Annotated in this window: 26 protein-coding genes; 8 read left to right on the forward strand and 18 right to left on the reverse strand. The window is 67.6% G+C overall.

Features of this window, described 5'->3' with window-relative positions; translation table 11 throughout:
• The 3 genes from ACAM49_RS27000 to lspA all read right to left on the reverse strand — a co-directional run.
• Positions 1-639 (reverse strand): hypothetical protein (locus tag ACAM49_RS27000; RefSeq protein ID WP_369638359.1); only part of this gene is annotated, 639 nt, incomplete at its 3' end.
• Between the two features lie 12 nt (positions 640-651).
• Positions 652-1578 (reverse strand): RluA family pseudouridine synthase, encoded by a 927-nt coding sequence (locus ACAM49_RS27005; RefSeq protein ID WP_369638360.1) that lies wholly within the window; start codon positions 1576-1578, stop codon positions 652-654.
• Positions 1575-2240, reverse strand: a complete 666-nt coding sequence (lspA, locus tag ACAM49_RS27010; protein WP_369638361.1) for a signal peptidase II — start codon at positions 2238-2240, stop codon at positions 1575-1577. The genes ACAM49_RS27005 and lspA overlap by 4 nt, the downstream gene beginning before the upstream one ends.
• A gap of 97 nt (positions 2241-2337) precedes the next feature.
• On the opposite strand from lspA, the gene ACAM49_RS27015 reads away from it, so the two are divergent.
• The 3 genes from ACAM49_RS27015 (at position 2338) to ACAM49_RS27025 (ending at position 4635) form a co-directional block, all read left to right on the forward strand.
• Positions 2338-3333 carry a hypothetical protein gene (locus ACAM49_RS27015; protein ID WP_369638362.1) on the forward strand — a complete coding sequence of 332 codons (996 nt, stop codon included), beginning with the start codon at positions 2338-2340 and terminating at the stop codon, positions 3331-3333.
• A complete protein-coding gene (locus tag ACAM49_RS27020; protein WP_369638363.1) occupies positions 3321-4031 on the forward strand; it encodes a hypothetical protein in 711 nt (236 codons plus the stop codon). Before ACAM49_RS27015 ends, ACAM49_RS27020 begins: the two co-directional genes overlap by 13 nt.
• Before the next feature lie 142 nt (positions 4032-4173).
• Positions 4174-4635 (forward strand): VOC family protein, encoded by a 462-nt coding sequence (locus ACAM49_RS27025; protein ID WP_369638364.1) that lies wholly within the window; start codon positions 4174-4176, stop codon positions 4633-4635.
• Positions 4636-4642: 7 nt separating this feature from the next.
• Here ACAM49_RS27025 and ACAM49_RS27030 read toward each other — a convergent pair whose 3' ends face one another.
• From ACAM49_RS27030 to ACAM49_RS27040, 3 genes are all read right to left on the reverse strand, one after another.
• Complete coding sequence (locus ACAM49_RS27030; RefSeq protein WP_369638365.1) at positions 4643-7939, reverse strand: arabinosyltransferase domain-containing protein; 3297 nt, start codon at positions 7937-7939, stop codon at positions 4643-4645.
• A gap of 92 nt (positions 7940-8031) precedes the next feature.
• On the reverse strand, positions 8032-8529 hold the full coding sequence (locus ACAM49_RS27035; RefSeq protein ID WP_369638366.1) for a hypothetical protein: 498 nt from the start codon (positions 8527-8529) through the stop codon (positions 8032-8034).
• A gap of 143 nt (positions 8530-8672) precedes the next feature.
• A complete protein-coding gene (locus ACAM49_RS27040) occupies positions 8673-10076 on the reverse strand; it encodes a DNA polymerase IV (RefSeq protein WP_369638367.1) in 1404 nt (467 codons plus the stop codon).
• Between the two features lie 62 nt (positions 10077-10138).
• Here ACAM49_RS27040 and ACAM49_RS27045 point away from each other — a divergent pair, with 62 nt between their 5' ends.
• Positions 10139-11017, forward strand: coding sequence for a UTP--glucose-1-phosphate uridylyltransferase (locus ACAM49_RS27045; RefSeq protein ID WP_369638368.1), 879 nt, complete (start codon positions 10139-10141; stop codon positions 11015-11017).
• Between the two features lie 167 nt (positions 11018-11184).
• Positions 11185-12195 carry an alpha/beta hydrolase gene (locus ACAM49_RS27050; protein ID WP_369638369.1) on the forward strand — a complete coding sequence of 337 codons (1011 nt, stop codon included), beginning with the start codon at positions 11185-11187 and terminating at the stop codon, positions 12193-12195.
• 19 nt (positions 12196-12214) lie between these two features.
• On the opposite strand, the gene ACAM49_RS27055 is transcribed toward ACAM49_RS27050, so the two are convergent.
• Positions 12215-12658 (reverse strand): MarR family winged helix-turn-helix transcriptional regulator, encoded by a 444-nt coding sequence (locus ACAM49_RS27055; RefSeq protein ID WP_369638370.1) that lies wholly within the window; start codon positions 12656-12658, stop codon positions 12215-12217.
• Positions 12659-12713: 55 nt separating this feature from the next.
• Here ACAM49_RS27055 and ACAM49_RS27060 point away from each other — a divergent pair, with 55 nt between their 5' ends.
• Positions 12714-13757 (forward strand): hypothetical protein, encoded by a 1044-nt coding sequence (locus ACAM49_RS27060; protein WP_369638371.1) that lies wholly within the window; start codon positions 12714-12716, stop codon positions 13755-13757.
• On the opposite strand, the gene ACAM49_RS27065 is transcribed toward ACAM49_RS27060, so the two are convergent.
• Positions 13754-14299: a TetR/AcrR family transcriptional regulator gene (locus tag ACAM49_RS27065; RefSeq protein WP_369638372.1), complete on the reverse strand. Its 546-nt coding sequence runs from the start codon at positions 14297-14299 to the stop codon at positions 13754-13756. The genes ACAM49_RS27060 and ACAM49_RS27065 overlap by 4 nt on opposite strands.
• Positions 14300-14409: 110 nt before the next feature.
• Between ACAM49_RS27065 and ACAM49_RS27070 the strand changes: the two genes are divergently transcribed.
• Positions 14410-14823 (forward strand): organic hydroperoxide resistance protein, encoded by a 414-nt coding sequence (locus tag ACAM49_RS27070; protein ID WP_369638373.1) that lies wholly within the window; start codon positions 14410-14412, stop codon positions 14821-14823.
• A gap of 6 nt (positions 14824-14829) precedes the next feature.
• Here the strand turns inward: ACAM49_RS27070 and ACAM49_RS27075 are convergent, their stop codons facing one another.
• The 3 genes from ACAM49_RS27075 to ACAM49_RS27085 all read right to left on the reverse strand — a co-directional run bounded on the left by ACAM49_RS27075 (position 14830) and on the right by ACAM49_RS27085 (position 16677).
• On the reverse strand, positions 14830-15327 hold the full coding sequence (locus ACAM49_RS27075) for an NlpC/P60 family protein (protein WP_369638383.1): 498 nt from the start codon (positions 15325-15327) through the stop codon (positions 14830-14832).
• 223 nt (positions 15328-15550) lie between these two features.
• Positions 15551-16357, reverse strand: a complete 807-nt coding sequence (locus tag ACAM49_RS27080) for a carboxymuconolactone decarboxylase family protein (RefSeq protein ID WP_369638374.1) — start codon at positions 16355-16357, stop codon at positions 15551-15553.
• Positions 16358-16404: 47 nt separating this feature from the next.
• Entirely contained in the window at positions 16405-16677 is a 273-nt protein-coding gene (locus ACAM49_RS27085) for a hypothetical protein (protein ID WP_369638375.1), read from the reverse strand.
• A 134-nt stretch (positions 16678-16811) separates the two neighbouring features.
• Here ACAM49_RS27085 and ACAM49_RS27090 point away from each other — a divergent pair, with 134 nt between their 5' ends.
• Entirely contained in the window at positions 16812-17390 is a 579-nt protein-coding gene (locus tag ACAM49_RS27090) for a TetR/AcrR family transcriptional regulator (RefSeq protein WP_369638376.1), read from the forward strand.
• Between the two features lie 53 nt (positions 17391-17443).
• Here the strand turns inward: ACAM49_RS27090 and ileS are convergent, their stop codons facing one another.
• From ileS to pgeF, 7 genes are all read right to left on the reverse strand, one after another.
• Positions 17444-20599 (reverse strand): isoleucine--tRNA ligase, encoded by a 3156-nt coding sequence (gene ileS, locus ACAM49_RS27095; protein ID WP_369638377.1) that lies wholly within the window; start codon positions 20597-20599, stop codon positions 17444-17446.
• 298 nt (positions 20600-20897) lie between these two features.
• On the reverse strand, positions 20898-21104 hold the full coding sequence (locus ACAM49_RS27100; RefSeq protein WP_369638384.1) for a hypothetical protein: 207 nt from the start codon (positions 21102-21104) through the stop codon (positions 20898-20900).
• 126 nt (positions 21105-21230) lie between these two features.
• Positions 21231-22058 (reverse strand): DivIVA domain-containing protein, encoded by an 828-nt coding sequence (locus tag ACAM49_RS27105; protein ID WP_369638378.1) that lies wholly within the window; start codon positions 22056-22058, stop codon positions 21231-21233.
• Between the two features lie 72 nt (positions 22059-22130).
• A complete protein-coding gene (locus tag ACAM49_RS27110) occupies positions 22131-22433 on the reverse strand; it encodes a YggT family protein (protein ID WP_369638379.1) in 303 nt (100 codons plus the stop codon).
• A 288-nt stretch (positions 22434-22721) separates the two neighbouring features.
• On the reverse strand, positions 22722-23510 hold the full coding sequence (locus tag ACAM49_RS27115; RefSeq protein WP_369638380.1) for a cell division protein SepF: 789 nt from the start codon (positions 23508-23510) through the stop codon (positions 22722-22724).
• Between the two features lie 104 nt (positions 23511-23614).
• On the reverse strand, positions 23615-24388 hold the full coding sequence (locus ACAM49_RS27120) for a YggS family pyridoxal phosphate-dependent enzyme (RefSeq protein WP_369638381.1): 774 nt from the start codon (positions 24386-24388) through the stop codon (positions 23615-23617).
• Positions 24385-25125, reverse strand: a complete 741-nt coding sequence (pgeF, locus tag ACAM49_RS27125; protein WP_369638382.1) for a peptidoglycan editing factor PgeF — start codon at positions 25123-25125, stop codon at positions 24385-24387. Before pgeF ends, ACAM49_RS27120 begins: the two co-directional genes overlap by 4 nt.
• Positions 25126-25377 lie beyond the last annotated feature (252 nt).

Here is a 25377-nt window from a genome sequence, read left to right on the forward strand (position 1 = left end):
GTCGGGGGTGGGGCTAGCGGTGTCGGTTTGCTCGGGAAGCAACGGCGACACAGCGAACACGCCCGCCGGAGCGTCGGCGGGCAGGGCCTCGACGGCACGAACCTCCGCGTGGGAGGCCAGGTTTCGGAGCTGTGGCAGAGTGCCCTGCAAAACCACACCGACAACGCAGGGGCAGTTGGCGTTCAGGCGGGCGGCGACGAGCTTCGTGACGCGCGCCGAACGATCGTCGTACGTCGGTGTCGTTTCCACCTGCCCAGCAGCCGATTTGATCGAGGCAACCGCAGCTCCGTCCCCGGCGGGCACGCCGACGGCCAGGATCGGCGTCGCGACCCGGTCGACCGACACGTGGTAGTCCACCTGTGAAATCCGCAGCCCGCCGGTGAATTCAGGGATACGGTCGGCGGTGATGCCCGGGCTGAACGACATCAGCGCCCAGTGCTCCCCGGAATCACTGCCCTCCAACGACTTCTGCGCCCGCGCCAGATACTGCGCCACCGGCTCCCCACCCTCCGGCCCCAGCCGATCGGTGGAGATGATCGCCGCCCGGGGCGGAATGGCCCACCCCAGAACAACGATCAGAACCGCGAAAAGTACGACCGCCGCGGCGATCCCGGCGCGGCGCAGCGTCGTTGCATCCACCCAGGAATCCGATCAGTGTGCGCGCAGCACGTCAAGGGCATGTTCGAGGTCGGCCGGGTACTCGCTGGTGATCTCCACCCACCGCCCGTCGGCCGGATGGTTGAACCCCAACTGCCGCGCGTGCAGCCACTGCCGTTCCAGCCCCAGTCGCTCCGCCAGCCGCGGGTCCGCACCATAGGTCAGGTCACCGCAGCAGGGATGCCGCACGGCCGAGAAGTGCACGCGAATCTGATGCGTGCGACCGGTTTCCAGATGGATGTCGAGCAGGCTCGCGGACTGGAACGCCTCGATCGTGTCGTAGTGCGTCACTGAGGGCCGCCCGTCCGCGGTGACCGCGAACTTCCAATCATTCCCTCGCGCCCGCCCGATCGGCGCGTCGATGGTGCCGCTCGACGGATCCGGATGCCCCTGCACCAGCGCGTGATACTTCTTCTCCACCGTCCGGTACTTGAACGCCCGCTTCAGCTGCGTGTACGCGTGCTCGGACTGGGCCACCACCATCACACCGGAGGTGCCGACGTCGAGCCGGTGCACGATGCCTTGCCGCTCATGGGCTCCCGAGGTCGAGATTCGATATCCCATCGCCGCCAGCCCGCCGACGACGGTCGGCCCGCTCCAGCCCACACCCGTATGCGCCGCCACCCCAACGGGTTTGTCGACCGCCACGATGTCGTCGTCGGCGTAGAGGATCTTCATCCCGTCCACCGGCGTCGCCTCGACCGTGAGTTCGCGCTTGGGCTCCGGGAATTCGACCTCCAGCCACGCCCCGGCGCTCAACCGGTCCGACTTCCCGGCCGCCACACCGTCCAGCTGGACCGCGCCCTCCTCGGCCATCGAGGCCACCGCCGTGCGCGACAGCCCCAGCAGCCGCGACAGTCCGGCATCGACACGCATGCCGTCCAGCCCGTCCGGCACCGGCATACTGCGGGTCTCTCTCATGCGGTCTCCCCCTTCGCGCTCGTCGCGTGCTCGCGGTGCATGCGGCTGCCGTCGGGTTCGAAACCGAACACCGTCAACGCCACCAGCAGGATCGCGCCGCACACGATCGAGGAATCGGCCACATTGAACACCGGCCACCAGCCGACCGCCACGAAATCCACCACATGTCCCTGCAGCGGTCCGGGCGCCCGGAACAACCGGTCGATGAGATTGCCGAGCGCGCCGCCCAGCACCATGCCCAGGCCGATGGCCCACGGCAGCGACCGCAGCGTGCGGCCGATCCGGATGACACCGATCACGACGGCGGCCGCGACCAGGGTCAGCAGCCAGGTCATGCCGGTGGCCATGGAGAACGCCGCGCCCGGATTGCGGACCAGGGTCAGGCGCGCCCAGTCACCGATCAGATAGATCGGCTTGCCGGGGGTCATGGTCGCGACCACGATGGTCTTGGTCAGCAGGTCCAGCCCCAGCACCACCGCGGCGATCACCAGCAGGTTGCGCAGCCGTAGCGGCTGCGATGCCACGGTCTCTTTCGACACCGCCTCGGCGGCCTTCGACTCGGCCTTCGACGAGGCAGCGTCCTCGGACTCTGACGACGTCTCGGGTTCCGCTGCGATATCGGGTTCCTCTGCGCCGGATTCGCGCGGGCGGTCGGTACTCACCCTGCCCATCATTCCTCATCCCCGCCCAGCGACTTCGAATGGCCGTCCCCCTCGTGATCCCAGCTGTTTTTCAGGAACGCGCCGTAACCTGTTCGACGTGACGGTGTTGTCTTCATCCCCCAGCTCGGCGAACGCCACCGCACCCTGTTCCGGCACCCCGCGCCCGCCGCGGCGAGGCGGCGCGCGCTCGGGTGTACTGCTGGTAGTTCTCGCGATGACGTTGACCGCCTTCGGCGTCGGCTGCAGCGACGGCACCGAGCGCACGGTCGAGGCCGACAGCACCGAGCCGGTCGGCATCAACAAAGAGGTCACCATGCCCATCGAGGCGGTGACCACCACCGTCGTCGATCCGGGCGCCGAACCCCGCGCGCAGCTGCGCCGCACCCTCGAGCCGGGCTGCACCCAGCAGGTCACGCTCAGCACCGAGCACCACATCGAGCAGCAGATCAACAATCAGGCCCAGCGCGATATCTCCCCGCCCTCGGTGACCATTCCGCTCATCGCGCAGACCGGCAATGACGGCGTCGCGCTGACCCTCGGCAATGTCACCTCCCCCGACCCGGCCCTCGCCAAGGCGCTGCTGTCCGCCGACGGGTCGCAGGTCGGGTTCGACGTCAACGAGCTCGGCGCGATCACCGCGCTCAAGCTGGCCCCCAAGCCCGCCACCTCCGATACCGCGCGCGCCGCCCTGGAGCAGTCGTTCTATCAAGCGGTGTACCAGTCCATCGCGTTCCCGCAGGAGCCGGTCGGCGTGGGCGCGGTGTGGACGGTGCGCCAGCAGGTTTCCGGCAGTGTGCCGCTCGAGCAGGTGACCACCGCGACCCTGACCGCCCGCGACGGCAACCAGCTCACCATCGAACTGAACGTGGTGCAGACCCCGAAATCCACTGTCTGGCATCTGCCCAACGAGGCGGGCCAGCTGGAGATCGTCGACTACCTCATGCACGGCACCGGCACCATCGCGGTGGATCTCGGCCTGCCGCTGCCGGTTTCGGGCTCCGTCGAAGTCGGCGGCAACCAGACCTACCGCGATCCGCGCAGCGCGGTGACGCTGCGGCAGACCCTGCGCACGGAGGTGCAGTGGGGAGCGTGACGCGGCTGGCGCTGCTGTCCGGCGCGCTGGCGCTGACGGTGACCGCCTGCGGGAACAAGGATTCCGCGCCCGCCCTGCCGAGTCTCGGCCCGACCGTGCAGCCTTCGACCTCGCCCGGCGTCGCGCCGGCGCTGGATCAGTACACGCTGCGCTCGGATCTGCTGGACGCCTCGCAGCTGCCCGCCGGATTCACCGCCCTCGATGATCCGCCGCCCGGCGCCAGCGGCGGCGCGGGCGCCAAGACCGATCCGGCGCAGTGCGCGAAGATCCTGGCGTCCATCGCCAATCAGGCTCCGGGCTCGGCCGCGCAGGCGGCGGCGCAGTTCGCCGGATCCGATTTCGCCTCCATCGACATCGACGCCGCGTCGTACGCGAACGGTGGAGCGGCGCAGGCGTTCTCCGCGGTGCAAGGACTATTGCAAGGCTGCACGAAATATTCCGGTAAGGACGCCGACAACACCAAAGTCGAATTCCGGCTGGGCGGTTTGAATCAGCCGCAGGCCGGTGACGGATCGACCGCATTCCAGGTGCGCACCACCAGTGACGGGCTCACGCTCTACACCGATGTGAGCATTACCCTGGTCGGTTCGACGGTCGTGCAGATCGCCTACTCCGATGCCAAGGAGCCCGATCCGCAGCAGCTCAGCGCCATGACCGCGGCGCAGGTCCGCAAGCTGCGCGGGGCGGCCGGGCCCTAACGTCCGCCCGGTTTCCATGGCCACGGAAATTTTCCGGCAGCCAACGCTTTTCGCATGATCATCGGGATATTCGAGCAATTCCTGTCGGTGCCCGGGAATAGGCTCGGGGGCGTCCGACAACAACCTCGATCGGAGGTTTCCGATGTCCGATGTCAAACCCATTCCCGATGGTTACCCGACCGTCAGCCCGGCCCTCGCCTGCAACGGGGCCGCGCAGGCGATCGATTTCTACAAGCACGTGTTCGGCGCCGACGAGCGCTATCGCATGCCCGGTCCGGACGGCAAGGTGGCCCACTGCGAAATGCAGTTCGGCACTTCGGTGATCATGCTCGGCGACCCGGCACCGTCCATGGGCTTCCTGGATCCCCGCGCGATCGGCGGCACGCCGGTCAACCTCTACATCTATGTCGACGATGTGGACGCCGCGCACTCGACCGCGCTGGCGGCCGGAGCGCGGGAGCTCCAGCCGCCCGCCAACCAGTTCTACGGTGACCGCACCTCGGCCCTCGAGGACCCGTGGGGTCACCGCTGGACCCTGGCCCTGCACGTCGAGGACGTGAGCCCCGAGGAGATGCAGAAGCGCATGGCCGAGATGCAGGGCTGATCGGGAGCTACTGCCAGCCGGTCACGTTGATCGGTCCGGGATTCCACCGGCCCGAATGGGTTTCGGTGGTCACCACCGGCTTCGCGGTCTGCGCGGAACCGTCGATCCGCTCCAGCCGCTGAAGCTCGCCCCAGTCCCGGCGCGGATCGTTGTCGAGGAACGTCGCCAGCGTGACCGGCCGCAGCAGCATCGAACTCCAGCCCAGCGCACCGCCGCCGTCGTGGCTCTGCCACAGCGTGGTCATGGCCGCGCCGCCCCGGTCGGGCAGGATGCGGAAGTCCGGCACCTCGGCAATGCCGTCGAGGTGATCGAACGGCCGCTGGCACGGGAACTGCAGGCCCACTTCCCAATCCAGCAGGACGGGCTTGGAGCGGCCGACGTAGTCCTCGAGCGTGACGGTCTGCGGAATGCGCGGCGGCGTGAGCGCCACCCACTGCTTACCGTCGCTGTCGCGGTCGGAGGCGACAATGCGAATCGCGGTGGCGTCGGTGGGAATATCGCTGAGCGGCACCCGCAGATTGCGCCACGTCGGCGCGGGACCGATATCGATCGGCGTGACCCGGCCCTGCGCGTCGATGCCATCGGCGCCCGGCACACCGTATTCCACCTCGACCGACTGGCCGGGGGTGACGACGCCGTCCTTGTCCACCGAGCGAATGCGCCCGGCCGCCGCGATCGCGATGATGCCGGAGCGATCCTTGGCCGCGGGCAGCGAGTACCAGCCCGTGGTCAGGGTCGAGACGGCCTCGCTGCTGCCGTAGCTGCCCAGCATCGGGGTGTTCGCGTCGAGGCCGAAAGGCAGTGGCGCGGTGGTGGTTCCGTCGACGGTCGTGGACGAGCGGCCGCTGACCGCCGCGGAGACGTTACCGCCGTTGTCGGTGTCGTCGTCGGCACGCAGATCGGTCGCCACGCCCTTGGGCGAGAAGCCCACCGCGTCGGCGGTGAAGGTGCCGAGCACGTCACCGTTCACCGGCTTCAGCATTCCGGCGTTCGGATGCTCTTCCACCAGAACATCATTGGCCAGCCCACACGGCTTGCCCAGCACCGCATCGACATTCGAGCGCGCCAGCGAGAACGCCGGGTACTGCACGACCGCGCCCTTGGCCAGCGAGGCCACCTCGAACAGCACCATGAACGCGGCGGCCACCGTCAGCGGCGGGATCGCCACGAAGCGCCAGCCCAGCTTCGAAATGCGGTGCGGGCCCGGCTGTTGCGGTGCGCGCACGTGGAACCAACCGGCAAGACCGAGCAGACCCAGCGCGACCGCCAGCAGGATCTTGTCCGCGCCGATTCCGGCGATCACGACCGCCTTGTCGTTCCACGAGATGGACCAGTTGGAGACGTACCAGTAGCCGTTGATGCTGGAGAACGCCACGGCCAGCGCGAAGGCCACGATCGCGGCGAACAGCGCCCGATTGCGCGGCGAGCGCATCACCTTCGGCCCGACCGCGACGGCCGTCAAAACCGCGATGACACCGGCGATTCCGGCGTAGATACCGTTGTGGTGGGTCCACTTGGTGGGCGTGATCATCATCAGCAGGATGACGCCGACGCCGGTGCCGAGGATCCGCTTGACCGGCCCGGGCGCGGTGAACGGAATCCGTCCGCCCTTGCGCAGCAATACGAACGCGCACACCAGCAGCCCGATCCAGAACGCGAACATGCCGAACCGCCGCGCCAGCGAACCGTCGATGGTCGGCATGAACAGGTACTGGTAGCGAATGTATTCGGCGTCCCAGTGCACATTCGGCCCGATCAGATCGTGCACCCGCCGCATCTCGAACATCGAGGCCAGCGGCTGATCGGCGAACATGATCGCCAGCACCACCGCACCGGCCGCCACCAGCGGCGCGGCCAGGCTCAGATACGCGCCGAACCGGGTGCGCAGCACGGTGAACCCGTTCGAGCCCGCGGGCACCGGCTTGCTCAATTCGCTTGCGCGCCTGTTGAGAATCCGCCACATGGGCCGGACACCGGCCAGCAGCGGCGCGAAGCAGATGATGCCGGACGGGCCGACGGTACAGCTCAGCGCGCCGATCGTGATGGCGATGCCGTAGGGCAATAGTCGACCGGTCGCGATGGCCCGCTCCACCGAGACCCAGGTGAGCAGAAGCCCAAGGGCCACCAGCGGTTCCGGCCGCAGGCCGTTGTTGTACGGCAGCCAGATGGCCAGGAAGCCCAGCGCACCGGTCCACACCGCGATCCGGTCGCGCCGGATCCGCGCGCCCAGCCGGGGAATCACCTCGCGGCTGAGCACCAGCCAGATCACGATGCCGCACAGCAGCGCGGGCAGGCGCATCCACGGGCTGGCCGGGCTGATCTGCGCCATATGGCCGATCAGGTCGTAATACGGTGTGCCGACCGGGGTTTCGGGCACGCCCAGGTAGCCGAAGTAGTTGGCCATGTACCCGGCGTGGATCGACGCGCGGCCCATGCCGTACTGGTAGCCGTCGTCGGAGGTCGTGGCGCCGATGAAGTGCCACAGCAGCAGTATCCCCAGCACAACCGCGTCGACCGGCTTGAAGCTCCACCAGTGCTGCGGCAGGAAGCGGCGGCTGCGGCGACCGTCGAGGCGGTCCAGCCGGAACAGCGCGAACAAGGCGATCAGTGTGCCGAGGATCGCGGTCCAGATGGCGATCTTCTTGATCGTGCTCGGCACGGAGGTGAAGCGGCTGTCGACCTGCGCGGTGACCTTGGCCCCGTCGGAGGCGCTCAGATCGCTGAACACACCGACCAGCTGCGGCCGGTAGTCACCGGCGAGCGTGACCGGCGCGACCGACGAACCGGTCAGCGTCGCCGTGGTGGCGGTCATATCCGAGTGGACGGTGAGAGCGCACCCGGCCGGAAGCTGATCTGTGGGAACACTCACCAGCGTCTTGTGGTGGGTGATCGCCTCCAACTTGCCCGGCGTGGTCACGCCGTCGGTGGTGGAGGCCGCCGTGACCCGGGCCACGAAGCCGTAGCGCTCGAGGTCCGGCGCACCATTGGGCGCGGTGGCGGCGAGCGTGCCGCCCTTCGAACCGAGCTGCGTCACAGCCGAACAGGGAATGCTGGCATCGAAGGTCAAGGGCGCGTAGGTCACCAGCGGAGCTTCGATGCTCTGCGCCGAATTGCCTTGCGGCCAGCTCAGAGTCGTGTGATCGACCACGACGGGTAGCAGCGGCACGGCCAGTGCGGATACCACGGCCACCAGGCCGGCGATCAGAGCGAGCGGTCGGGCCCATCCCCCTCGAATTCGTCTCTCGGGTTCGGCACCAGCACTCCCGGCGGAATCCTGCCCCGCCTTCTCCAACACGTCGGTCACGACCGCCGATCCTAAGCGGAACTCATGATCACGCGCCAAGAGAGGAGCGACCCGGCATCGGGTTAGGGGATGCCGGGTCGCTCATTAGGGGCTCAGCTGCAGGCCGGGGAGGTCTGGTTGGCCAGCGAGAGGGCGTTGCAGATCCATTCCTTCTGGACCTTCCACTTGCCGTCCTCGGCCACGAACGGCACGACCGCCTGCTGCGGCTGGCCGCCGTTGACCGCCACCTGGGCGTCGGCGGTGAGGGTGCCGTTGCCGAGATCGGTCACATTGGTGACGGTGATGGTGGCGTTGTTCTGCTTGTAGGCCTCGGCCAGGCGGTTGGGCAGGGTCGGGTCGGCCGAGACGCCCTGCATCATGTCCAGCTTCTCCGAGTCCGGCACGTTCGGGTCGAGCGCCTTCTGCAGCTGGGCGTTCAGGTCCGCGGCGGTCGGGGCCGGCGGGTAGGCGACCTGGGAGGTCGTGGCCTTGGAGGTGGTGGTCTTGGGCTTGCTGTCCTTCTTGTCATCGCTCCCACACGCCGACAGCCCGAGTACGGTGACCACCGCCAGAGCGGCAACCGCGATGCGTCCAGTTTTCTGAAGCTTCAACTGCTCGTCCTTTGCATTCGTGGAGATCCGTTCGACAGCTCGCGAGACTACCAACGCGGGGTCTCGGAAACCCTCTTCGTCGCCGATGACGCGGCATTTTCAGTCCGAATCCTCATAATTCGCGCAAATATGTCTTAACCGCATCACCGCAGGCTGTCGAGGGGATCCGCGCGCTTCAGATCGGGGTCCTCGGCGGGGAAGGTGCGGGCGGGACCCGGTCCCGTGGAACGGGTTTCGAACCTCACGGTCACCACGCCATGGCCCGCGCCCTGCACCCAGCCGTGGCCGTATTCAGGGTGCTCGACATCGAGTCCGGGATACCAGGTTCCGACCGCGTAGGAGCGAGTTGCGGGCGGCACCACCGGATCCGGGGACTGCGGCATCGCGAAGGTGGGCTCGTCGGAGACCGCGCCGCCGGGGTCGACGGTCTGATCCAGTTCGGGGAACAGCGATTCCTGCCGGACCTCCGACAGCCCCGCGAAACCCACACCCACCAGGCGAATCGGCCCGATCTCGGCGGGATCGAGGGCGGAGCGCTGGGCGGCGGCGGTGAGCGTCACCAGATCCTCGGTGGCATAGGGCAACGTCGAGGACCGGGTCAGGATGCTCATATCCGTCTTCTTCAATTTGAGCACCACGGTGCGCGCGGCCCGCCCGTCCTCGGTCAACCGCCGGTGCGCCGAGGCGGCCATGGCCTCGATGGCCGGGCGCAGCTGGGCCAGATTGAGAATGTCGGTCTCATAGGTGGTTTCGGCGCTGATCTGCTTGGCCTCGGCCCGCTCGGCCACCGGCCGGTCGTCGATGCCGCGGGCCAGCCGGTGCAGCGCCACCCCGACGCTGCCGCCCAGAATCGAGGACGCCTCCGATTCCGGCAGCGCGGCCAGCGCACCCACCGTCTCGATTCCCAATGAGCGCAAACGGCTTTCGGCGACCGGGCCGATCCCCCAGAGTTTGCGCACCGGCAGCGCGGACAGGAACCGGTCCTGCTCGGCCGCCGAGATCACCCGCACCCCATCGGGTTTGGCGAGCCCGGACGCGATCTTGGCGAGCTGCTTGCCGCCGCCCGCGCCGACCGAGGCCACCAGTCCGGTGCGCGTCAGCACCGCCGTGCGCAGCTCCTCACAGAATTCGAGGACCCGATCCGGTTTCGCCCCCACCAGTTCCGCCGGTTCCCCGAACGCTTCGTCGAACGACAGCGTCTCCAGCACCGGGATCCGCGCCCGCAAGGTGTCGAACACCTGCCCGCTGAGCTCCCCGTACACCGCCCCGCGCGGCGGGATCACCACCGCCGACACCCCGACCAGCCGCCGCGCCTGATGCATGGGCATGGCCGAACGCGCCCCGAACACCCGCGCCTCGTAGCTGGCCCCCGCCACCACACCGCGCCCGCCCATGCCGCCCACCAGCACCGGCCGCCCGCGCAAGGTCGGCCGCGTCAACTGCTCGACGGATGCGAAGAAAGCGTCCATATCGATGTGCAGCACCCACCGCCGTTGCCCCCGAACAGGCTCGATGACCTGCGGCTGAAGGTCGGCGGACGGGTTCACAATGGGAAATCTACAACCGGCTACCGACAGGTACGTGCAGCCATCTGTGTGATGATCGAGCCATGACGATTCGCAAGGCCGTGATTCCCGCCGCCGGCATCGGCTCGCGGCTGCTGCCGTTGACCAAGGCGATTCCGAAGGAAATGCTCCCGGTCGGCGACAAGCCGGTCATCGAACACACGGTCCGCGAGCTGGTGGCCTCGGGCATCACCGATATCACCATCGTGGTCAGCGGCGGAAAGTCCTTGATCCAGGATCACTTCCGCCCCAATCCCGCCCTGGTCGCCCAGCTGCGCGCCGACGGCAAGGCTGCCTACGCCGACGCCGTCGAGGAGGTCGGCGAGCTCGGCCGCGCCGGGCACATCACCTACCTGGACCAGCACGGCCCCTACGGCAACGGCACCCCCGTGCTCAATGCCGCCCGCCACCTGGGCGACGAGCCCATGCTGGTGCTGTGGCCCGACGACGTGTTCGTCGCCGAGGTGCCGCGCGCCCAGCAGCTGGTGGACGCCTACGAGCAGACCGGCGCGCCCGTGCTGGCGCTCATGCCCATGGATCCCTCCGAATCCCAGCGCTACGGCGTGCCGGTGGTCGAGGAGACCGTCGGCGCGGGCCTGATGCGGATCAGCGGCCTCAAGGAGAAGCCCAAGCCCAGCGACGCGCCCTCGTCCTTCGCGGCCATCGGCGGCTACGTGGTCACCCCCGGCATCATCAAAGAGCTGCGCAAGCAGGTCGACGATTGGTACACCCACCGCACCGGCGAGGTCTACCTGACCGATGCCATCAATATCTTCGCCGCCTCGAACCCGGTGTACGGCCAGGTGATTCGCGGCCGCTGGTACGACACCGGCAACCCGGCCGACTACCTGACCGCCCAATTCGCCTCGGCGCTGGCGCATCCGGAGTACGGGCCGCTGCTGCGTCAGCTCGTCGCCGAATAGATCACATCACCGATTTTGTCGAAACCCGAAACATAGGGGCAGGTTTCGGCGATCATCCATCCGGGTCGGGACACCCGGTTGATCGAAGGTCGGTTTTGCTAGGCGGATTGGGCACCCGAGCGGCGATGCTCGCGGCGGCAGGATGTTCTGTTGTCACTACATTCTCGATGGTGGTCCCGGCGGGGACGGCTTCCGGAGCACCGCCCGATCCCATCACCAGCACCGCCACCCTGGCCGGGAACGCGGTCTCCGACGACGGATCCACCATTCGCTCCTTCGAGATTCGCGACGCCCGCAATCTGACGCTGCACGTGCACTCGGCGGCCATGGACACCGATATCGCGGTCGAGGTGCAGCGCCCCGCCGACACCTCCGAGCCGCGGCCGGTGCTCTACCTGCTCAATGGCGCCGGGGGCGGCCAGGATACGGCCACCTGGAAGCGCAATACCGATTCCAGCGAGTTCTTCGACGACAAGAACGTGAACGTGGTGATGCCCATCGGCGGCGCGTTCACCTACTACACCGATTGGCGCACACCGGATCCCAGGTTCGGGCTGCCCAAGTGGAAGACATTCCTCACCGAGGAACTGCCCCCGCTCGTCGATACGGCCTTGGACACCAACGGGATTCACGCCATCGCGGGCATGTCCATGTCCGGCACCTCGGTGCTGCAGCTGCCGATCGCCGCGCCCGGTCTGTACACGGCGGTCGCCGCCTACAGCGGCTGCGCGCAGATCAGCGATCCGATCGGGCAGAAGTTCGCCAACCTGGTGATCTCCATCGGCGGCGGCAATCCGGTGAACATGTACGGCCCAATGGACGATCCGGAGTGGGCCGCGAACGATCCCTACGTCCATGCCGAGGCGCTGCGCGGTCTCGGGATCTATGTCTCCAACGGTTCGGGCCTGCCCGGCCGCCACGACAATGTCGCCGATGTCCGCAGCCTCGGCCCATTTGACGGCGGCCTGCCGAACCAGATCCTGGTCGGCGGCATCCTGGAGGCGGCCAGCGACTGGTGCGCGCGCAATCTCAAGACTCGCCTGCGGCAGTTGGACATTCCGGCGACCTTCGATATCGCCAAGCCCGGCACCCACTCCTGGGGTTACTGGCAGGACGCGCTGCGCACCTCGTGGCCGACCCTGGCCAAGGGCCTCGGGCTGCCCGAATCCACCAGCTGAAACCGGTTGCGCCGCCCGCTCATTCGTCGGCGGCGTTGTAGCGGACCAGGTATTCGGCCATCCGCTCCACATCCGCGTCGTCCCAGTCCCGGAAGCGTTCGGCGAAAGCGGCGGCGCGGCTGCGGGCGGCGGCCCGCGCCACCCGCTTGCCCTCGGCGGTCGCGTGCAACACCAGATTGCGGCGGTTGGTGGGATCGACCTCGCGCGCCAGGTAGCCGTCGCGTTCCAGCGCGGCCACCTGGCGGCTGACCGTCGACTTGTCGAGGTGGAAGTGCCCGGCCAGGTCCGCGGCCAGGCAGCCGTTCCGCTCGATCACCAGATCCAGGATGCTCGACGCCACCAGCGACAGCTCCGGATGCAGTTCGGTGGCGCGGCCGCGGGCGCGGCGGGCGAACGCGGTGAGCTCGCGCTGTATGACCTCGATCGCATCGGCGCGGCCGGGGAATGCGGGTGCACGATCCATGGTTGTAGACTACAACCTCGCTTGGTTGCATTTACCAACTATTGGAGATGAGTTGATGGCTTCCCACCAGATCCGGCACGTCGCCGTCCACCTGCTGACCCCGCTGCTCATGTGCCTGGGCATGGGCCTGGCGTACCTGGGCGCGTTCCACCAGCCCGAGCCCAACCACCTGGCCGTGGCCGTGGTCGGCGACAGCCCGCAGGTGAAGGTGCTGGCGCAGACCATGAAGGACAAGGGCGGCAATGCGCTCGACGTGATCACCGTGCCCACCCGCGACGATGCGGTGAGCCAGCTGCGCGACCGGGATCTGGCGGGCGCGTACGTGCCGGACCCACAGAAGCCCGAATTGCTGGTCGCCAAGGCCGGATCCGATACCACCGCCATGGCCGTCGAGGCCGTCTTCGGGCAGGTCGCGGCAAAGCAGAACGCGCCCATGACCGTCACCGACGTGACCAGCCCCGCCTCGGGCGATCCGACCGCGCAGGGCATCTTCTTCCTGCTGGTCGCCCTGAGCATCGGCTCCTACGGCAGCGTGGCCGCCATCGGCGCGGCGGGCGCGGGCCTGCCCATGTGGACGCGCGGCCTGCTGGGCCTGATCACCTCGCTGCTGGTGAGCCTGATCGGCTTGGCGCTCTCGGGCCCGGTCTTCCACGTGGTCGACCATGACGCGGGCGCGGTGTGGGCCATGTCGTGGCTGTACTCAGCGGGCATCATGGCCATCGGCATCGGCCTGCACACCTTCCTGAAGCGCTGGACCACCCTGGCCATGATGGTGCTGTTCGTGATGCTGAACTTCACCAGCTCCGGCGGCGTCTACAGCCCGTGGCTGCAGAACGACTTCTTCGGGACGCTGCACGACTTCTGGAACGGCGCGGGCTTCGTCGAGGGCGCGCGCAGCCTGATGTACTTCGACGGCGCGGGATTCGGCGGCCGCATCACCAGCCTGATCCTGTGGTTCGCGGCGGGCGTGACCCTGATGGCCATCGCGGGATTGGCCGAGAAGCGCCAGCGCGCAGCCGAACTCGGCCCGCGCCATGCCGCCGCGGTCGAGACTCACGAGGAGGCCGAGGAGGAGATGGAGGAGACCGTCGGGGTCTAGCTCGGCCGAATACCCAACTGCGACAAGGCGGTCCGGATGCCCACCCGGACCGTCTCGTTGTCTCCTACTCCCCCGCTGATGGCCACGCCGTCGCGGGTCAGCAACAGCACGCGGGCGGCATTGTCGATATCGTCATGGCCCGCGGCGCGCAGCCGGTCGGCCATGAGATCGCGGAACCAGGCGCGATAGTCGTCGACGACCTTGCGCACGGCATGATCCGGATTCGGGAACTCGACGGCCGCGTTGAGGAACGGGCAGCCGCGGAAACCGGGTCCGCAGCTGAGGTCGCCGAGTCGCTCGAAGATGCCGACGATGGAGTCCGCGCCGACGCCCGGGATCGCCTCCAAGGTCTCGCGCTGCCTGCCGTATTCGCGCACCAGATACGCGACGACCAGGTCTTCCTTGGTCTTGAAGTGCCGGTAGAAGGTCGCCTTGGCGATGCCGGCCTCGGCGATGATGCGGTCGATGCCCACCGTGTGGATGCCCTCGGCGTAGAACAGCCGAGTCGCGGTGTCCAGCAGGCGATCACGCGCTTCGCTCATGCGACCTGCACTCCTTCCCCCTGCGCGGGATTCCGGTATTGACGATAGCAGACAGGTCTGTCTACTCTGGGCAACGTCTGAACAGACAAGTCTGTCTAGGGAGATTCGAAATGGCTAAGCTCTTCACCTCGTCCGCTACCTCCGTCGGCCGCGAGGGCCGCTCGGTCAGCTCCGACGGTTACCTCGACCTGAAGCTGGCCCAGCCCAAGGAGGCCGGCGGCAGCGGTGACGGCACCAACCCGGAGCAGCTGTTCGCGGTGGGCTACTCGGCCTGCTTCGCGGGTGCGCTGCAGGTCGTCGCCCGCAACGCGGGTGTCTCGATCGGCGACGCCTCGGTGACCGCCGACGTCAGCCTGAACAAGGACGAGGAGACCGGTTTCGGCATCTCCGTCGTGCTGCGCGTCGAGCTGCCCGAGGAGCTGCAGAACGAGAAGGGCCGCGAGCTCGTCGAGGCCGCGCACCAGGTGTGCCCGTACTCCAAGGCCACCCGGGGCAACATCCCCGTGGAACTCGTTGTCGAGTAAGCAGATTCAGAAGAAGCGTCGAATGGTGTAGATGTCGAACTGGCTCAGCGGAGTCAGGCCGACGGGCACACCCCAGTCGTACGCGTTCAAGACGTTGCCGCCTCCCGCGTAGATGCCTTCGTGGGAGGCGTCATCGTTGAGGATGAGCACATCCCCGGGCTGCAGTGCGCCGAACGGGACTTCGAGCCCGACCTCGGCCTGCTGCCACGTGGTGCGCGGCAGAAAGATGCCGACGCTGCGGAAGGCCCACTGCACCAGACCCGAGCAGTCCCAGGTGTCCGGACCCGTGCCGCCCCACTCGTAGGGCTTGCCGGTCTGCGTGCCCGCCAGCGCCAGCGCGATCTGAGCGCGCGGGCTAGCGAGTGGCAACTGCGCCGAACCGCTGGCGCTGCCCGAGAACGAGCCGGTTCCGCTGCCCGATGAGGATCCGGACGCGGATCCCGATGCCCCCGAGCCGGTGTCCGCATGGGCGGTTCCAGCCCACAAAGCCCCGGTCAAACCCATGGCCATCACTCCGGTAACCAAAGTTCTGAGCCTGCCTAGCTGCCTTCGAGCCATGTGCGCGCCCCTTCATCGGCGATACCGCGGGAACTGCTTCAGCCAAAGATCAAATTTGCTAGCTGATAGCCGTTGTATCGCACGCGCAACATGCGTCACAAGAGAACCAGGGCTGGCGTGTCTCGAGACCCAGATCACGCCGGAGGGCGAATCGCCCGGTCAGAGCGGGTCAGCGCTGGGCAAGTACCTCGCGCAGCGTGGTGATCGCATTGATCGCGGCGGGGAACCCGGCGTAGGACACCATCTGGGTGATGACCGCGACGGCCTCCTCGACGGTGCCGCCGACATTGAACAGGCCGTGCAGGTGCACGCGGAGCTGGGGAGCCGCGGTGCCCATGGCGGTACAGGCCGCGACGGTCGCGAGTTCACGGGTCTTCAGATCGAGTCCGGGGCGCGAATACACGTCGGCGAAGGCGAATTCGACGAGATAGCGGGCCAGGTCCGGCGCGGTCGCGCCGAGGGTTTCGAAGATGTGGTCGGCGGCGTCGCCGTCGACCTCGGCGAGCTTGGCCAGGCCGCGCTCGTAGCGCTGCTGGGTGGTCTCGTCCGGGCGAATCTGGCTGGCGGTCACCGGGTTTCCGGCCTCGGGCCGCTCGGCGAAGACCTTGCGGGCCTCGGCCAGGGCATTGAGCGCGGCCGGGAACCCGGCGTAGACGCCGATGTGGACGATGGTCTCCACCACCTCGGCCGGGGTGACGCCGACGTTCAGCGCGCCGCCGATGTGCCAGCGCAATTGCGGTGCGGCGGTACCCATTCCGGTCAGCGCCGCGATGGTGGCGAGCTGCCGCTGCGCCAGAGTCAGGCCGGGGCCGGAATAGATGTCGCCGTAACCGAACTCGACGACATAGCGGCCCAGGTCCGGAGCGATATCGGCCAGGCCGCCGACCACCGCCCGGCCGCTGGGCCCGCCGACCTCGTCGAGGACGGACAGACCACGCTCGAAGCGGTCGGCGGCGGTGGTTGCGGTGTCGGTCATCTTCGTTCCTTCGAATCCGTTGGGGGTGTGCGGGTTTCGAGACACCGTCAGCGGTGCAGCCGCAGGGTCAGGTGGTGGTTGGCCTTCATCAGCATGGGGATCAGCACGTAGGCGGTGGCCGGGACCACGACGGCGGTCAGGGCCAGGGTGCGGACCATCAGCGGCAGGTCCGTCATCAGGGGGCCGAGCAGGGCCAGTGCGAGAGTGATGGTCGGGTACACGGCCAGCCAGGTGATGACGGCGCGCCGGTGCACCGACGGAACCGCCGCGGGGGCGGCGACATTCGCGGTGACAGTGGCGGTGGTGGTGAGAGTGGTCATTGTTCGCTCCTAGCGACCGTGTTCCCGATAAATCAGGCGAGACGGTCCGTCTCGTCTCATGTAGAGAAGTTAGACCGGTCATGATCACCTGTCAAGACGAGACGTTCCGTCTCGTTGCGCGGTACTATCGACGCATGTCACCGGCACCGAACCCCGAACTGCGCAACGCCACGTCGCATCAGGCGATCCTGGACGCGACCTTCGAGCTGGCGGTGAGCAAGGGCTACGGCAAACTCACCATCGAGGCCATCGCCGCCAAGGCCGGGGTGGGCAAGCAGACCATCTACCGGTGGTGGCCGTCCAAGGGCGCGATCGCGCTCGAGGCCATCAATGACCAGATCGGTTCGGCCACCGACTTTCCCGATACCGGAGACATCGCGGCCGATCTGAAGACCCAGGTCACCGCGCTGTCCCGGATGTTCGCCGGCGATGTCGGCTGTGTCTACCGCGGGGTGATCGCCGAGGCACAGCACGACCCGAAGCTCATGCAGAACGTCCGCGACACCTTCGTCGAACCGCGGCAGACGAATGCGACGCGGCGGCTGGAGACCGCCATCCGCGCCGGGCAGATCAGGGACGACCTGTCCCCCTTGGTCATGACCAATCTGATCTACGGCCCGGTCTATCTCCGCTTCCTGCTGGGCGTGGGCGATGTCCTCGACGCGCCGAACCTGGTCGACCACGTCCTCGACGGCTTGCGGCCCCGCACCTAGCGCAAACGAGAAGGGGCGGAACCGATTCGGTTCCGCCCCTCTCGACTATCGGCTCACGCCTTGGTGATCGACACCTTCACGCCACCCACGATCTCGGCGGCGTCCGCGCCCGCCTCACCGAAAGTGAGTGCGGTGGCGAGGATCTCACCGGCGATCAGCTCGCGGTGGGTCTCCGCCCAGCCCAGCCGCTCGGCCGGAACGTCCAGCACCACGGTGATGCGGTCCGACACATCCAGCCCCAGCGACTTGCGGGTCTCCTGGAGATCGCGGATGAGGTCGCGGGCCCAGCCCTCGGCCTCCAGCTCCTCGGTGACCACCGAATTCAGCACCACCAGACCGGCATTGCCGGGCAGGGCGGCGGTGGACTCGGGCTCGGCCGCGACCAGGCGCTGGGTGTATTCCTCGGGCAGCAGGGCGATTCCGGCGGCGGACACGGTGCCGTCGGCGGCCTCGCTCCACTCCCCCGCCTTGACGGCCTTGATGACCGTCTGGACGTCCTTGCCGATGCGCGGTCCGGCGGCGCGCGCGTTGACCACGAGTTCGAAGCGGCCGTGGGCGGCCACGTCGGTGGTGAGGTCGACGCGCTTGACGTTCACCTCGTCGGCGATCAGATCCACGAAGGGCCGCAGGCGTTCCGCGTCGGCCGCGGCCACGGTCACCTCCGAAAGCGGCAGGCGCACACGGAGGTTCTGGGCCTTGCGCAGGCTCAGCACCGTGGAACAGACCGTGCGCACCTCGTCCATGGCCGACACCAGCTCGGCATCGTGCGGCAGCTCGTCCGCGGCGGGCCAGTCGGCCAGGTGCACCGAGCGCTCGCCGGTGAGGCCGCGCCAGATGACCTCGCTCAGCAGCGGCAGCAGCGGGGCGGCCAGGCGGGTGGTCACCTCGAGCACCGTGTGCAGGGTGTCGATGGCATCGCGGTCCTCTTCCCAGAAGCGCGAACGCGACCGGCGCACATACCAATTGGTGAGCGCGTCGGCGAAGGTGCGCAGCTCGTCGCAGGCGGTCGCGATGTCGTAGACCTCGAGGGCGTCGGTCATGACGTCGCGGGTCTGCGCCAGCTTGGCCAGGATGTACTGGTCCAGCACGTGCTTCGAGTCCGTGCGCCAGGTGCCGGGGGCCGAGGCGTACAGCTGCAGGAAGGTCCATGCGTTCCACAGTGGGCGCAGCGCCTGGCTCACGCCCTCGCGGATGCCGCGCTCGGTGACGATAAGGTTGCCGCCGCGCAGCACCGGGGACGCCATGAGGAACCAGCGCATGGCGTCGGAGCCGTCACGGTCGAAGACCTCGTTGACGTCCGGGTAGTTGCCCTTGGACTTGGACATCTTGAGGCCGTCGTCGCCCAGCACGATGCCGTGCGCCACAACCGATTTGAACGCCGGGCGATCGAAGAGCGCGGTGGACAGCACGTGCAGGTTGTAGAACCAGCCGCGGGTCTGGCCGTTGTACTCGACGATGAAGTCGCCGGGGCTGTGGGCGGCGGCATCAGGCGTGCCCTCGAACCATTCCTTGTTCTCGAAGGGGTAGTGCACCTGCGCGTACGGCATCGAACCCGACTCGAACCAGCAGTCGAGCACCTCGGGGGTGCGCCGCATCATCGACTTCCCGGTCGGGTCATCGGGATTCGGGCGCACCAGCTCGTCGATCATCGGCCGGTGCAGATCGGTCGGCCGCACGCCGAAGTCCTGCTCCAGCTGATCGAGCGAGCCGTACACGTCCACGCGCGGGTAGGCCGGATCGTCGGAGATCCACACCGGGATGGGCGCGCCCCAGTACCGGTTGCGGCTGATGTTCCAGTCGCGCGCGTTCTCCAGCCACTTGCCGAACTGGCCGTCGCGGATGTGCTCGGGAACCCAGGTGATCTCCTTGTTGAGCTCCACCATGCGATCGCGGAACTTGGTGACCGCCACGAACCAGGACGGCACCGCCATGTAGATCAGCGGCTGGCCCGAACGCCAGCTGTGCGGGTAGGAGTGCTCGATGGTCTCGTGCCGCAGCAACTTTCCGGCGGCCTTGAGGTCCTTGATGATGACCGGATTGGCGTCGAAGACCATGAGGCCCTCGTACGGCGGCACCATCGAGGTGAACTTGCCGCCCGCGTCGAGGGGCTGCACGACGTCGATGCCATTGGCGGAGGCGACATCCATGTCCTCCTCACCGAAGGCGGGCGCGAGGTGCACGACGCCGGTGCCGGAGTCGGTGGTCACGTAATCGGCGTTGAGCACGCGGTGCGCGTTCGGGTGACCCAGGAAGAAGTCGAACGGCGGCCGGTAGCGCAGGCCCGCGAGCGCCGCGCCCGAATGCTCGGACAGCACGGTCGGTTCCTCGCCGAACTCGCGCGCGTAGTGCGAGACCCGCTCGGCGGCCAGCACGTACCGCTTGCCGTCCTTGCCCTCGACGTGCGCGTAGGTGACGTCGGGGTGCACAGCGATCGCGAGGTTGGACGGCAGGGTCCACGGCGTGGTGGTCCAGATCAGGGCGTTCGCGCCGTCCAGGGCGTGCAGCGGATGATCGGCCGGCACGTCGAGGACCATGTCGACGGTGACCGCCGGGTCCTGGCGCATCCGGTAGGAGTCGTCCAGGCGCGCTTCCTGATTGGACAGCGGGGTCTGCTCGTACCAGCTGTAGGGCAGCACCCGGAAGCCCTGATAGATCAGACCCTTGTCATGCAGCGACTTGAACGCCCACATGACCGATTCCATGAAGTCGAGGTCGAGGGTTTTGTAGTCGTTGTCGAAGTCGACCCAGCGCGCCTGACGGGTGACATAGTTACGCCACTCGTTGGTGTAGCGGAGTACCGAGGATTTGCACGCGGCATTGAATTCCGCGAGACCCATGGCATCGATCTGTGATTTGTCCGTGATACCGAGCTGCTTCTCCGCTTCGATTTCCGCGGGCAGGCCGTGAGTATCCCAGCCGAATCGACGATCGACCTTCTTCCCGCGCATGGTTTGGAATCGCGGGATCAAATCCTTGACGTATCCGGTGAGCAGATGGCCGTAGTGCGGCAACCCATTGGCGAAGGGCGGTCCGTCGTAGAAGACGAATTCCTCTGCATCGGAACGGTTCTCGATGCTGGCGCGGAAGGTGTCGTCGGCGGCCCAGTAGTCCAGGACCCGCTGCTCCAGCTCAGGGAAGGACACCTGACCGCTGGTCTTGCTCAGCTCGACGCGGGGGTATGCGCTTCGGGTAGTGGTCTCGTCCGCCATGGCGGCCTCTCGTCTCCTCGTGCCATCACCTAAGGGCACGGGGACGATGGCGACGCCGGTGCGTCGTAACCGCGGTACCACCCCGCTTGCCCAGCCCCCCGGATCATGAAAACCCTTGCAGGACCGAGCCTCTCGTTGCGAGCTGTGACGGGCTCACCCGTTCGGTTCTAGTAAGCGAGTGACCTCGCCGTTCTTCCGAAGACTCCCCGGTGATGGCCGGATCGACGTCGTATTGCTGTCTTCATACTAGCGGGGCGGGTCCAGCGGTTATTCCGCGGACCCGCCCACTCGCCAGATCTCAATGTTTCGCGTGTCTACCGCCCGGTCGCGACGAGGCTTCCTCGTCGTTCTCGGTCCGCAGCGACAACGCACTGACGAGCAGCAGCACCGCGCCGATCACGCACACGATGATGCAGCCCCATGCCCAGATCACCGAACCGGTGGTCAGTGCGGTCACCAGCAGGCCGAAACCCACGGCGGCGAGCGTCAGCGTCACTACGAGCAAGTGCACCATCCCCTTCTTGGGCTTCGACAGCACGGGCCATCGGAGGACTCGAAAGGTTGGCGACGATGCCTGACCACCCGGGCATCGGCCCGGAACGGCGCGGCATCGCTGGCCGTAGTACCGACTTTACTTGCTGCCCTTGAGGAGTGCGCCGTTGCCGGACGCGTCCGCGCCGAACTCGCCACCGTCGACCGGGACCGCCGAACCACGGTTCTCCAGCTCCTCCAGCTGCGATTCCAGGTAGGACTTCAGGCGCACACGGTATTCGCGCTCGAAGGTCTTGAGCTGCTCGATGCGGCTCTCCAGCACGCTGCGCTGCTGGGTGATGGTGGCCATGATCTCGGTGTGCTTGCGCTCGGCGTCGGCCTGCAGGGCGTCGGCCTTTTCCTTGGCCTGGCGCAGCTGGGAATCCGAACGGGTCTGCGCGTCGGACAGCATGGCCTCGGCCTTCTGGCGGGCGTCGGCGATCATGGCCTCGGAGCGGGTCCGTGCGTCGCTGACCAGTCGCTCCGAGTTGGCTCTGGCATTGGCCAGCAGCTGCTCGGCCTCGGTCTTGGCGTCGGAGGTGAGGCGGTCGGCCATCTCCTGAGCCAGCGAAAGCACCTTGGCGGCCTGCAGATTGGCATCCGCGGAGGGGGCGTCCTGCTTGACCTGGGCGACCGGGATCGGCGCCGGCATCGGGGCCGGGGGCACCGGCGGAGCGGCCTTGATGGGCTCCGGCGCGGGCGCCTTCACCTGCTGGACCGCGGGGCCCCGATTCTTCTTGGCGTCAGCCAGTTCCGCGTCGAGCTCGGCAACGCGCTGGCGAAGATCAGCGTTCTCCTCGATGAGGCGTGAGAGCTCCTGCTCGACCAGGTCGAGGAAGGCATCGACTTCATCCTCGTTGTAGCCGCGCTTCCCGATCGGCGGTTTGCTGAACGCGACGTTATGAACATCGGCGGGGGTCAGCGGCATGGAACGATCCCTTCACGCTTCGTATGGAGATCTAGCGGTAGATCTGGGCAAGCTTTCTTTCCGGCCATTCTGTCACACCAGAGCTATCGGCTGCCCTGCCTGGCCCGTGATCGTCATCAAGAGGAACACGATAAAGAGCAAGACCATAATGGACAGATCGAGCCGAATTCCCCCAAGATTCACTGGGGGTATCAAACGCCTCAGAAGTTTCACCGGGGGGTCGGTGATCGTGAAGATCACCTCCAGGATGACCACGACGAAGCCCGTCGGCCGCCAGTCTCTGGCGAAGCTGCGGATGAACTCGACGATGATGCGAGCGATCAGCAGTAGCCAGAAGAGGAACAGCAGTACGTACACCACCTGGAACAGGGCCACTCGACCACTCTGCCTCAGAATCCATGATCAGCAAAATAGAAACACTGATCGCGCCGGTCACAGCTGCACTGCTGCCGTATGACCGCTGCGTGACGGCATCTTCGCGCCGCTGACACAACTCGCGACACCCGGATACCCGACAACTCGGGCACAAGACTCCCCCGCGATTCCCCCGCGACTATTTCGCAACCCCCGTTGACGCAACGTAATTCGTTGCCTTGGTTTACTTTTGGCGCGAACGCCGACCCCCGGCTGCCGCGGCCGCGCACTCGCAGCTGCGGCAGCTCGTTACTTCTGGTTGTAGAAGCCGTTTTCCGCGATCCGGCGGCGCTCCTCGGCGGAGACATCCACATCGGCGGGCGACAGCAGGAAGACCTTGGTGGCGACCTTGTCGAACGAACCACGCAGGGCGAAGGCGAGTCCCGCCGCGAAGTCCACCAGGCGGCGGGCGTCGGAGTTGCTCATCTCGACCAGATCCATGATCACCGGGGTGCCGTCGCGGAACCGCTCACCGATGATGGCGGCCTCCGCGTAGGTGCGCGGGCGCAGCGTGGTGATCTTGGACAAGGTGCCTCCGTCCTCGAAGATCTGGGGACGGCGGGCGGCCTCGATCCGGCGCTCCTGCTCCCGCAGCTCCTCAATGCGACGCTCCGCGTCGGTATCCATCGCGAGCGCGCCGCGGGTGCTGCCGCGCACCATGGGCGCGCTGCCGCCCATGGTCCGGGTGCGGCTGGACGGGGCGGTGTCGATGCGGGTGGGACGACGCGACGGCTCGTAGCGGTCGTCGGCGTCGTAGCGGTCGCGGACCTCGTCGACGTAGTCGTCACGCCGCGAGACGGGTGCGTAACCGGCAGGCTTGTAGGGCGCCTTGTACGACGGCTCGTAGGCGGGCTCGTCGTCGTAGCGGTCCTCGCCGTATCGGTCGTAGTCACGCTCGCGTTCGACGTAGGACCGGGGACGACGCTGACCGCGCTCGTCGGCGCTCCGGGTGGCGCCGCGATCGTCGACGTAGTCGTCTTCGTAATCCTCGAGCGGAACCATGCCGAAGTACGCCTTGAACTTGTGCAGCGTGCTCATCTGGTCGACCTTCCTTCGGCCCCGGTTGGCCTGGGGTGTTGTCCTGCTCAGCCCTCGTCTGCCACCAAGCATATGTTTCAAATGTGACTGATGAGGTTTCTTTGCTACGCCGAGGTTATCGGTCGTGCGCCCATCAGCGCAGTACCGACACGCACGCACGTCGATCCGTGGCGGACGGCCGACTCCAAGTCGCCGGACATGCCCGCCGACAGCTCAATAGCTTCGGGGTGGTCGGTCGTTAATGAGGCGTGGATGCGGGCGAGTTGCTCGAAGGCGGCATCGGGGTCGGCATCCAGCGGAGGGATCGCCATCAGGCCCGCGAGCTGCAGCGATTCCGCGGCCGCGACCCGATCGGCGAGGGCGTGCAGGGCCGCGTCGCGAACGCCGCCGCGTTCGGGATCGGCGTCGAGAGAGACCTGCAGCAGGACGCGCAAGGGGGCCTTACGGTCACCGTCGTCCAGGGCGGCCTTCGCGCCCGCGTCGAGGGTGTCGGCGAGTCGGTCGCTGTCGACCGAGTAGACGGTATCGGCCCAGCGTGCAACGGATTTCGCCTTGTTCCGCTGCAGCCGCCCGATGAATTCCCAGCGCACTTGGGACAGGTGGCTCAGCTGCGCCACCTTGCCCGCGGCCTCCTGTTCGCGGGACTCGCCGAACTCGCGGCGGCCCAGGTGATAGAGGATCTCGATATCCGAGGCCGGGAAGAACTTGGTGACCGGGAGCAGCCGGACCGAGCCCGGTTCGCGGCCCGCGGCCCGGCACGCTGCGTCGATTCGCTCGATGAGCGCTGCGAGCGAGGATTCCAGCTCCGCGGCGCGCCCGGCGTTGGGCGTGACCTCCGTCGCATCGGATCCCTTTGCGGCGGTAAAACTTTCGGTCATTCTGAAACTCCCTCGGATGACATCCAAATCACACCGGCGAGTCGCCCCGTCGGCGCGCCGCGGCGGTGCGAGAACAGCGTCTTGTCCTCGATAGTGCACCGCGGGTCCATCGCGACCGCGCCCACACCCGCCGATTCCAGCTGCCGGCGGATGCCCGCGCGCAGATCCAGGCCCGGCGTGCCCTTGGCGGTGGTGGTCGCGCTGCCCGGCAGATGCGCCTCGACATCGGCGCGCATGGCGGCGGGCACCTCGTACTGGCGACCGCTGGCCGCCGGTCCGAGGAACGCGCCGATGCGCTCGGGCTTCGCGCCCAGGGATTCCATGGCCTCGAGCACCCGCGGCACGATCCCGATGCGCGCCCCGATCCGCCCGGCGTGCACGGCGGCGATCACCCCGGCCTCATCATCGGACAGCAGGATCGGCACGCAGTCGGCCGTCAGCACCACCAGCGCCAGATCCCGCCGCGTCGTCACCAGCGCATCCGTGGCGGGCACCGCCTCGCCGCGCGGCCCGTCCACGATCTCCACATTCCGCCCGTGGATCTGCTCCATCCACACCAGCTGCTCCGGCGCCAGCCCGATGTTCTCCGCGAGCCGAACCCGATTGCGCCGCACCGCCTCCGGATCATCGCCCACGTGATCGCCCAGATTGAACGAGTCGTAGGGCGCTTGCGAGAACCCACCCGCCCGGGTGGTCACCACGCGTCTGGTCCGGAAAACAGGTGCGGCTGCAGTCATGCCTCCGAGGGTAGTAGCCATTCCCCGGCAACCTCGCACTCACCGGGGAGATCGGTCCCACACCACACCCGGATACGCGAACGCGCCCGTCCCGGTGAGCGGGACGGGCGCGTTCGGATCGAAATCCTCGGCGGCGCTTGGGGTTAGCGGCGCATGAAGGACGGGACGTCGACGTCGTCGTCATCGGCGTCCGGGGGCTGGATGTGGCCGCGGGGGTTGTTGCCGATGGTCGGGTCCACCGAGGTGGGGCGC

It is taken from the genome of Nocardia sp. JMUB6875 (assembly GCF_041154655.1).
In the GTDB taxonomy this organism is placed as follows: Bacteria; Actinomycetota; Actinomycetes; order Mycobacteriales; family Mycobacteriaceae; genus Nocardia.

What these genes read in the sequence shown, in the direction of transcription:
- ACAM49_RS27075 (WP_369638383.1), bottom strand. Translation starts at nt 15,327, where the DNA reads ATGGGTTTGACCGGGGCTTTGTGGGCTGGAACCGCCCATGCGGACACC.
- pgeF (WP_369638382.1), bottom strand. Translation starts at nt 25,125, where the DNA reads ATGACTGCAGCCGCACCTGTTTTCCGGACCAGACGCGTGGTGACCACC.
- ACAM49_RS27105 (WP_369638378.1), bottom strand. Translation starts at nt 22,058, where the DNA reads ATGCCGCTGACCCCCGCCGATGTTCATAACGTCGCGTTCAGCAAACCG.
- ACAM49_RS27005 (WP_369638360.1), bottom strand. Translation starts at nt 1,578, where the DNA reads ATGAGAGAGACCCGCAGTATGCCGGTGCCGGACGGGCTGGACGGCATG.
- ACAM49_RS27115 (WP_369638380.1), bottom strand. Translation starts at nt 23,510, where the DNA reads ATGAGCACGCTGCACAAGTTCAAGGCGTACTTCGGCATGGTTCCGCTC.
- ACAM49_RS27060 (WP_369638371.1), top strand. Translation starts at nt 12,714, where the DNA reads ATGGCTTCCCACCAGATCCGGCACGTCGCCGTCCACCTGCTGACCCCG.
- ACAM49_RS27080 (WP_369638374.1), bottom strand. Translation starts at nt 16,357, where the DNA reads ATGACCGACACCGCAACCACCGCCGCCGACCGCTTCGAGCGTGGTCTG.
- ACAM49_RS27045 (WP_369638368.1), top strand. Translation starts at nt 10,139, where the DNA reads ATGACGATTCGCAAGGCCGTGATTCCCGCCGCCGGCATCGGCTCGCGG.
- ACAM49_RS27025 (WP_369638364.1), top strand. Translation starts at nt 4,174, where the DNA reads ATGTCCGATGTCAAACCCATTCCCGATGGTTACCCGACCGTCAGCCCG.
- ACAM49_RS27065 (WP_369638372.1), bottom strand. Translation starts at nt 14,299, where the DNA reads ATGAGCGAAGCGCGTGATCGCCTGCTGGACACCGCGACTCGGCTGTTC.
- ACAM49_RS27050 (WP_369638369.1), top strand. Translation starts at nt 11,185, where the DNA reads ATGGTGGTCCCGGCGGGGACGGCTTCCGGAGCACCGCCCGATCCCATC.
- ACAM49_RS27085 (WP_369638375.1), bottom strand. Translation starts at nt 16,677, where the DNA reads ATGACCACTCTCACCACCACCGCCACTGTCACCGCGAATGTCGCCGCC.
- ileS (WP_369638377.1), bottom strand. Translation starts at nt 20,599, where the DNA reads ATGGCGGACGAGACCACTACCCGAAGCGCATACCCCCGCGTCGAGCTG.
- ACAM49_RS27090 (WP_369638376.1), top strand. Translation starts at nt 16,812, where the DNA reads ATGTCACCGGCACCGAACCCCGAACTGCGCAACGCCACGTCGCATCAG.
- ACAM49_RS27120 (WP_369638381.1), bottom strand. Translation starts at nt 24,388, where the DNA reads ATGACCGAAAGTTTTACCGCCGCAAAGGGATCCGATGCGACGGAGGTC.
- ACAM49_RS27055 (WP_369638370.1), bottom strand. Translation starts at nt 12,658, where the DNA reads ATGGATCGTGCACCCGCATTCCCCGGCCGCGCCGATGCGATCGAGGTC.
- ACAM49_RS27070 (WP_369638373.1), top strand. Translation starts at nt 14,410, where the DNA reads ATGGCTAAGCTCTTCACCTCGTCCGCTACCTCCGTCGGCCGCGAGGGC.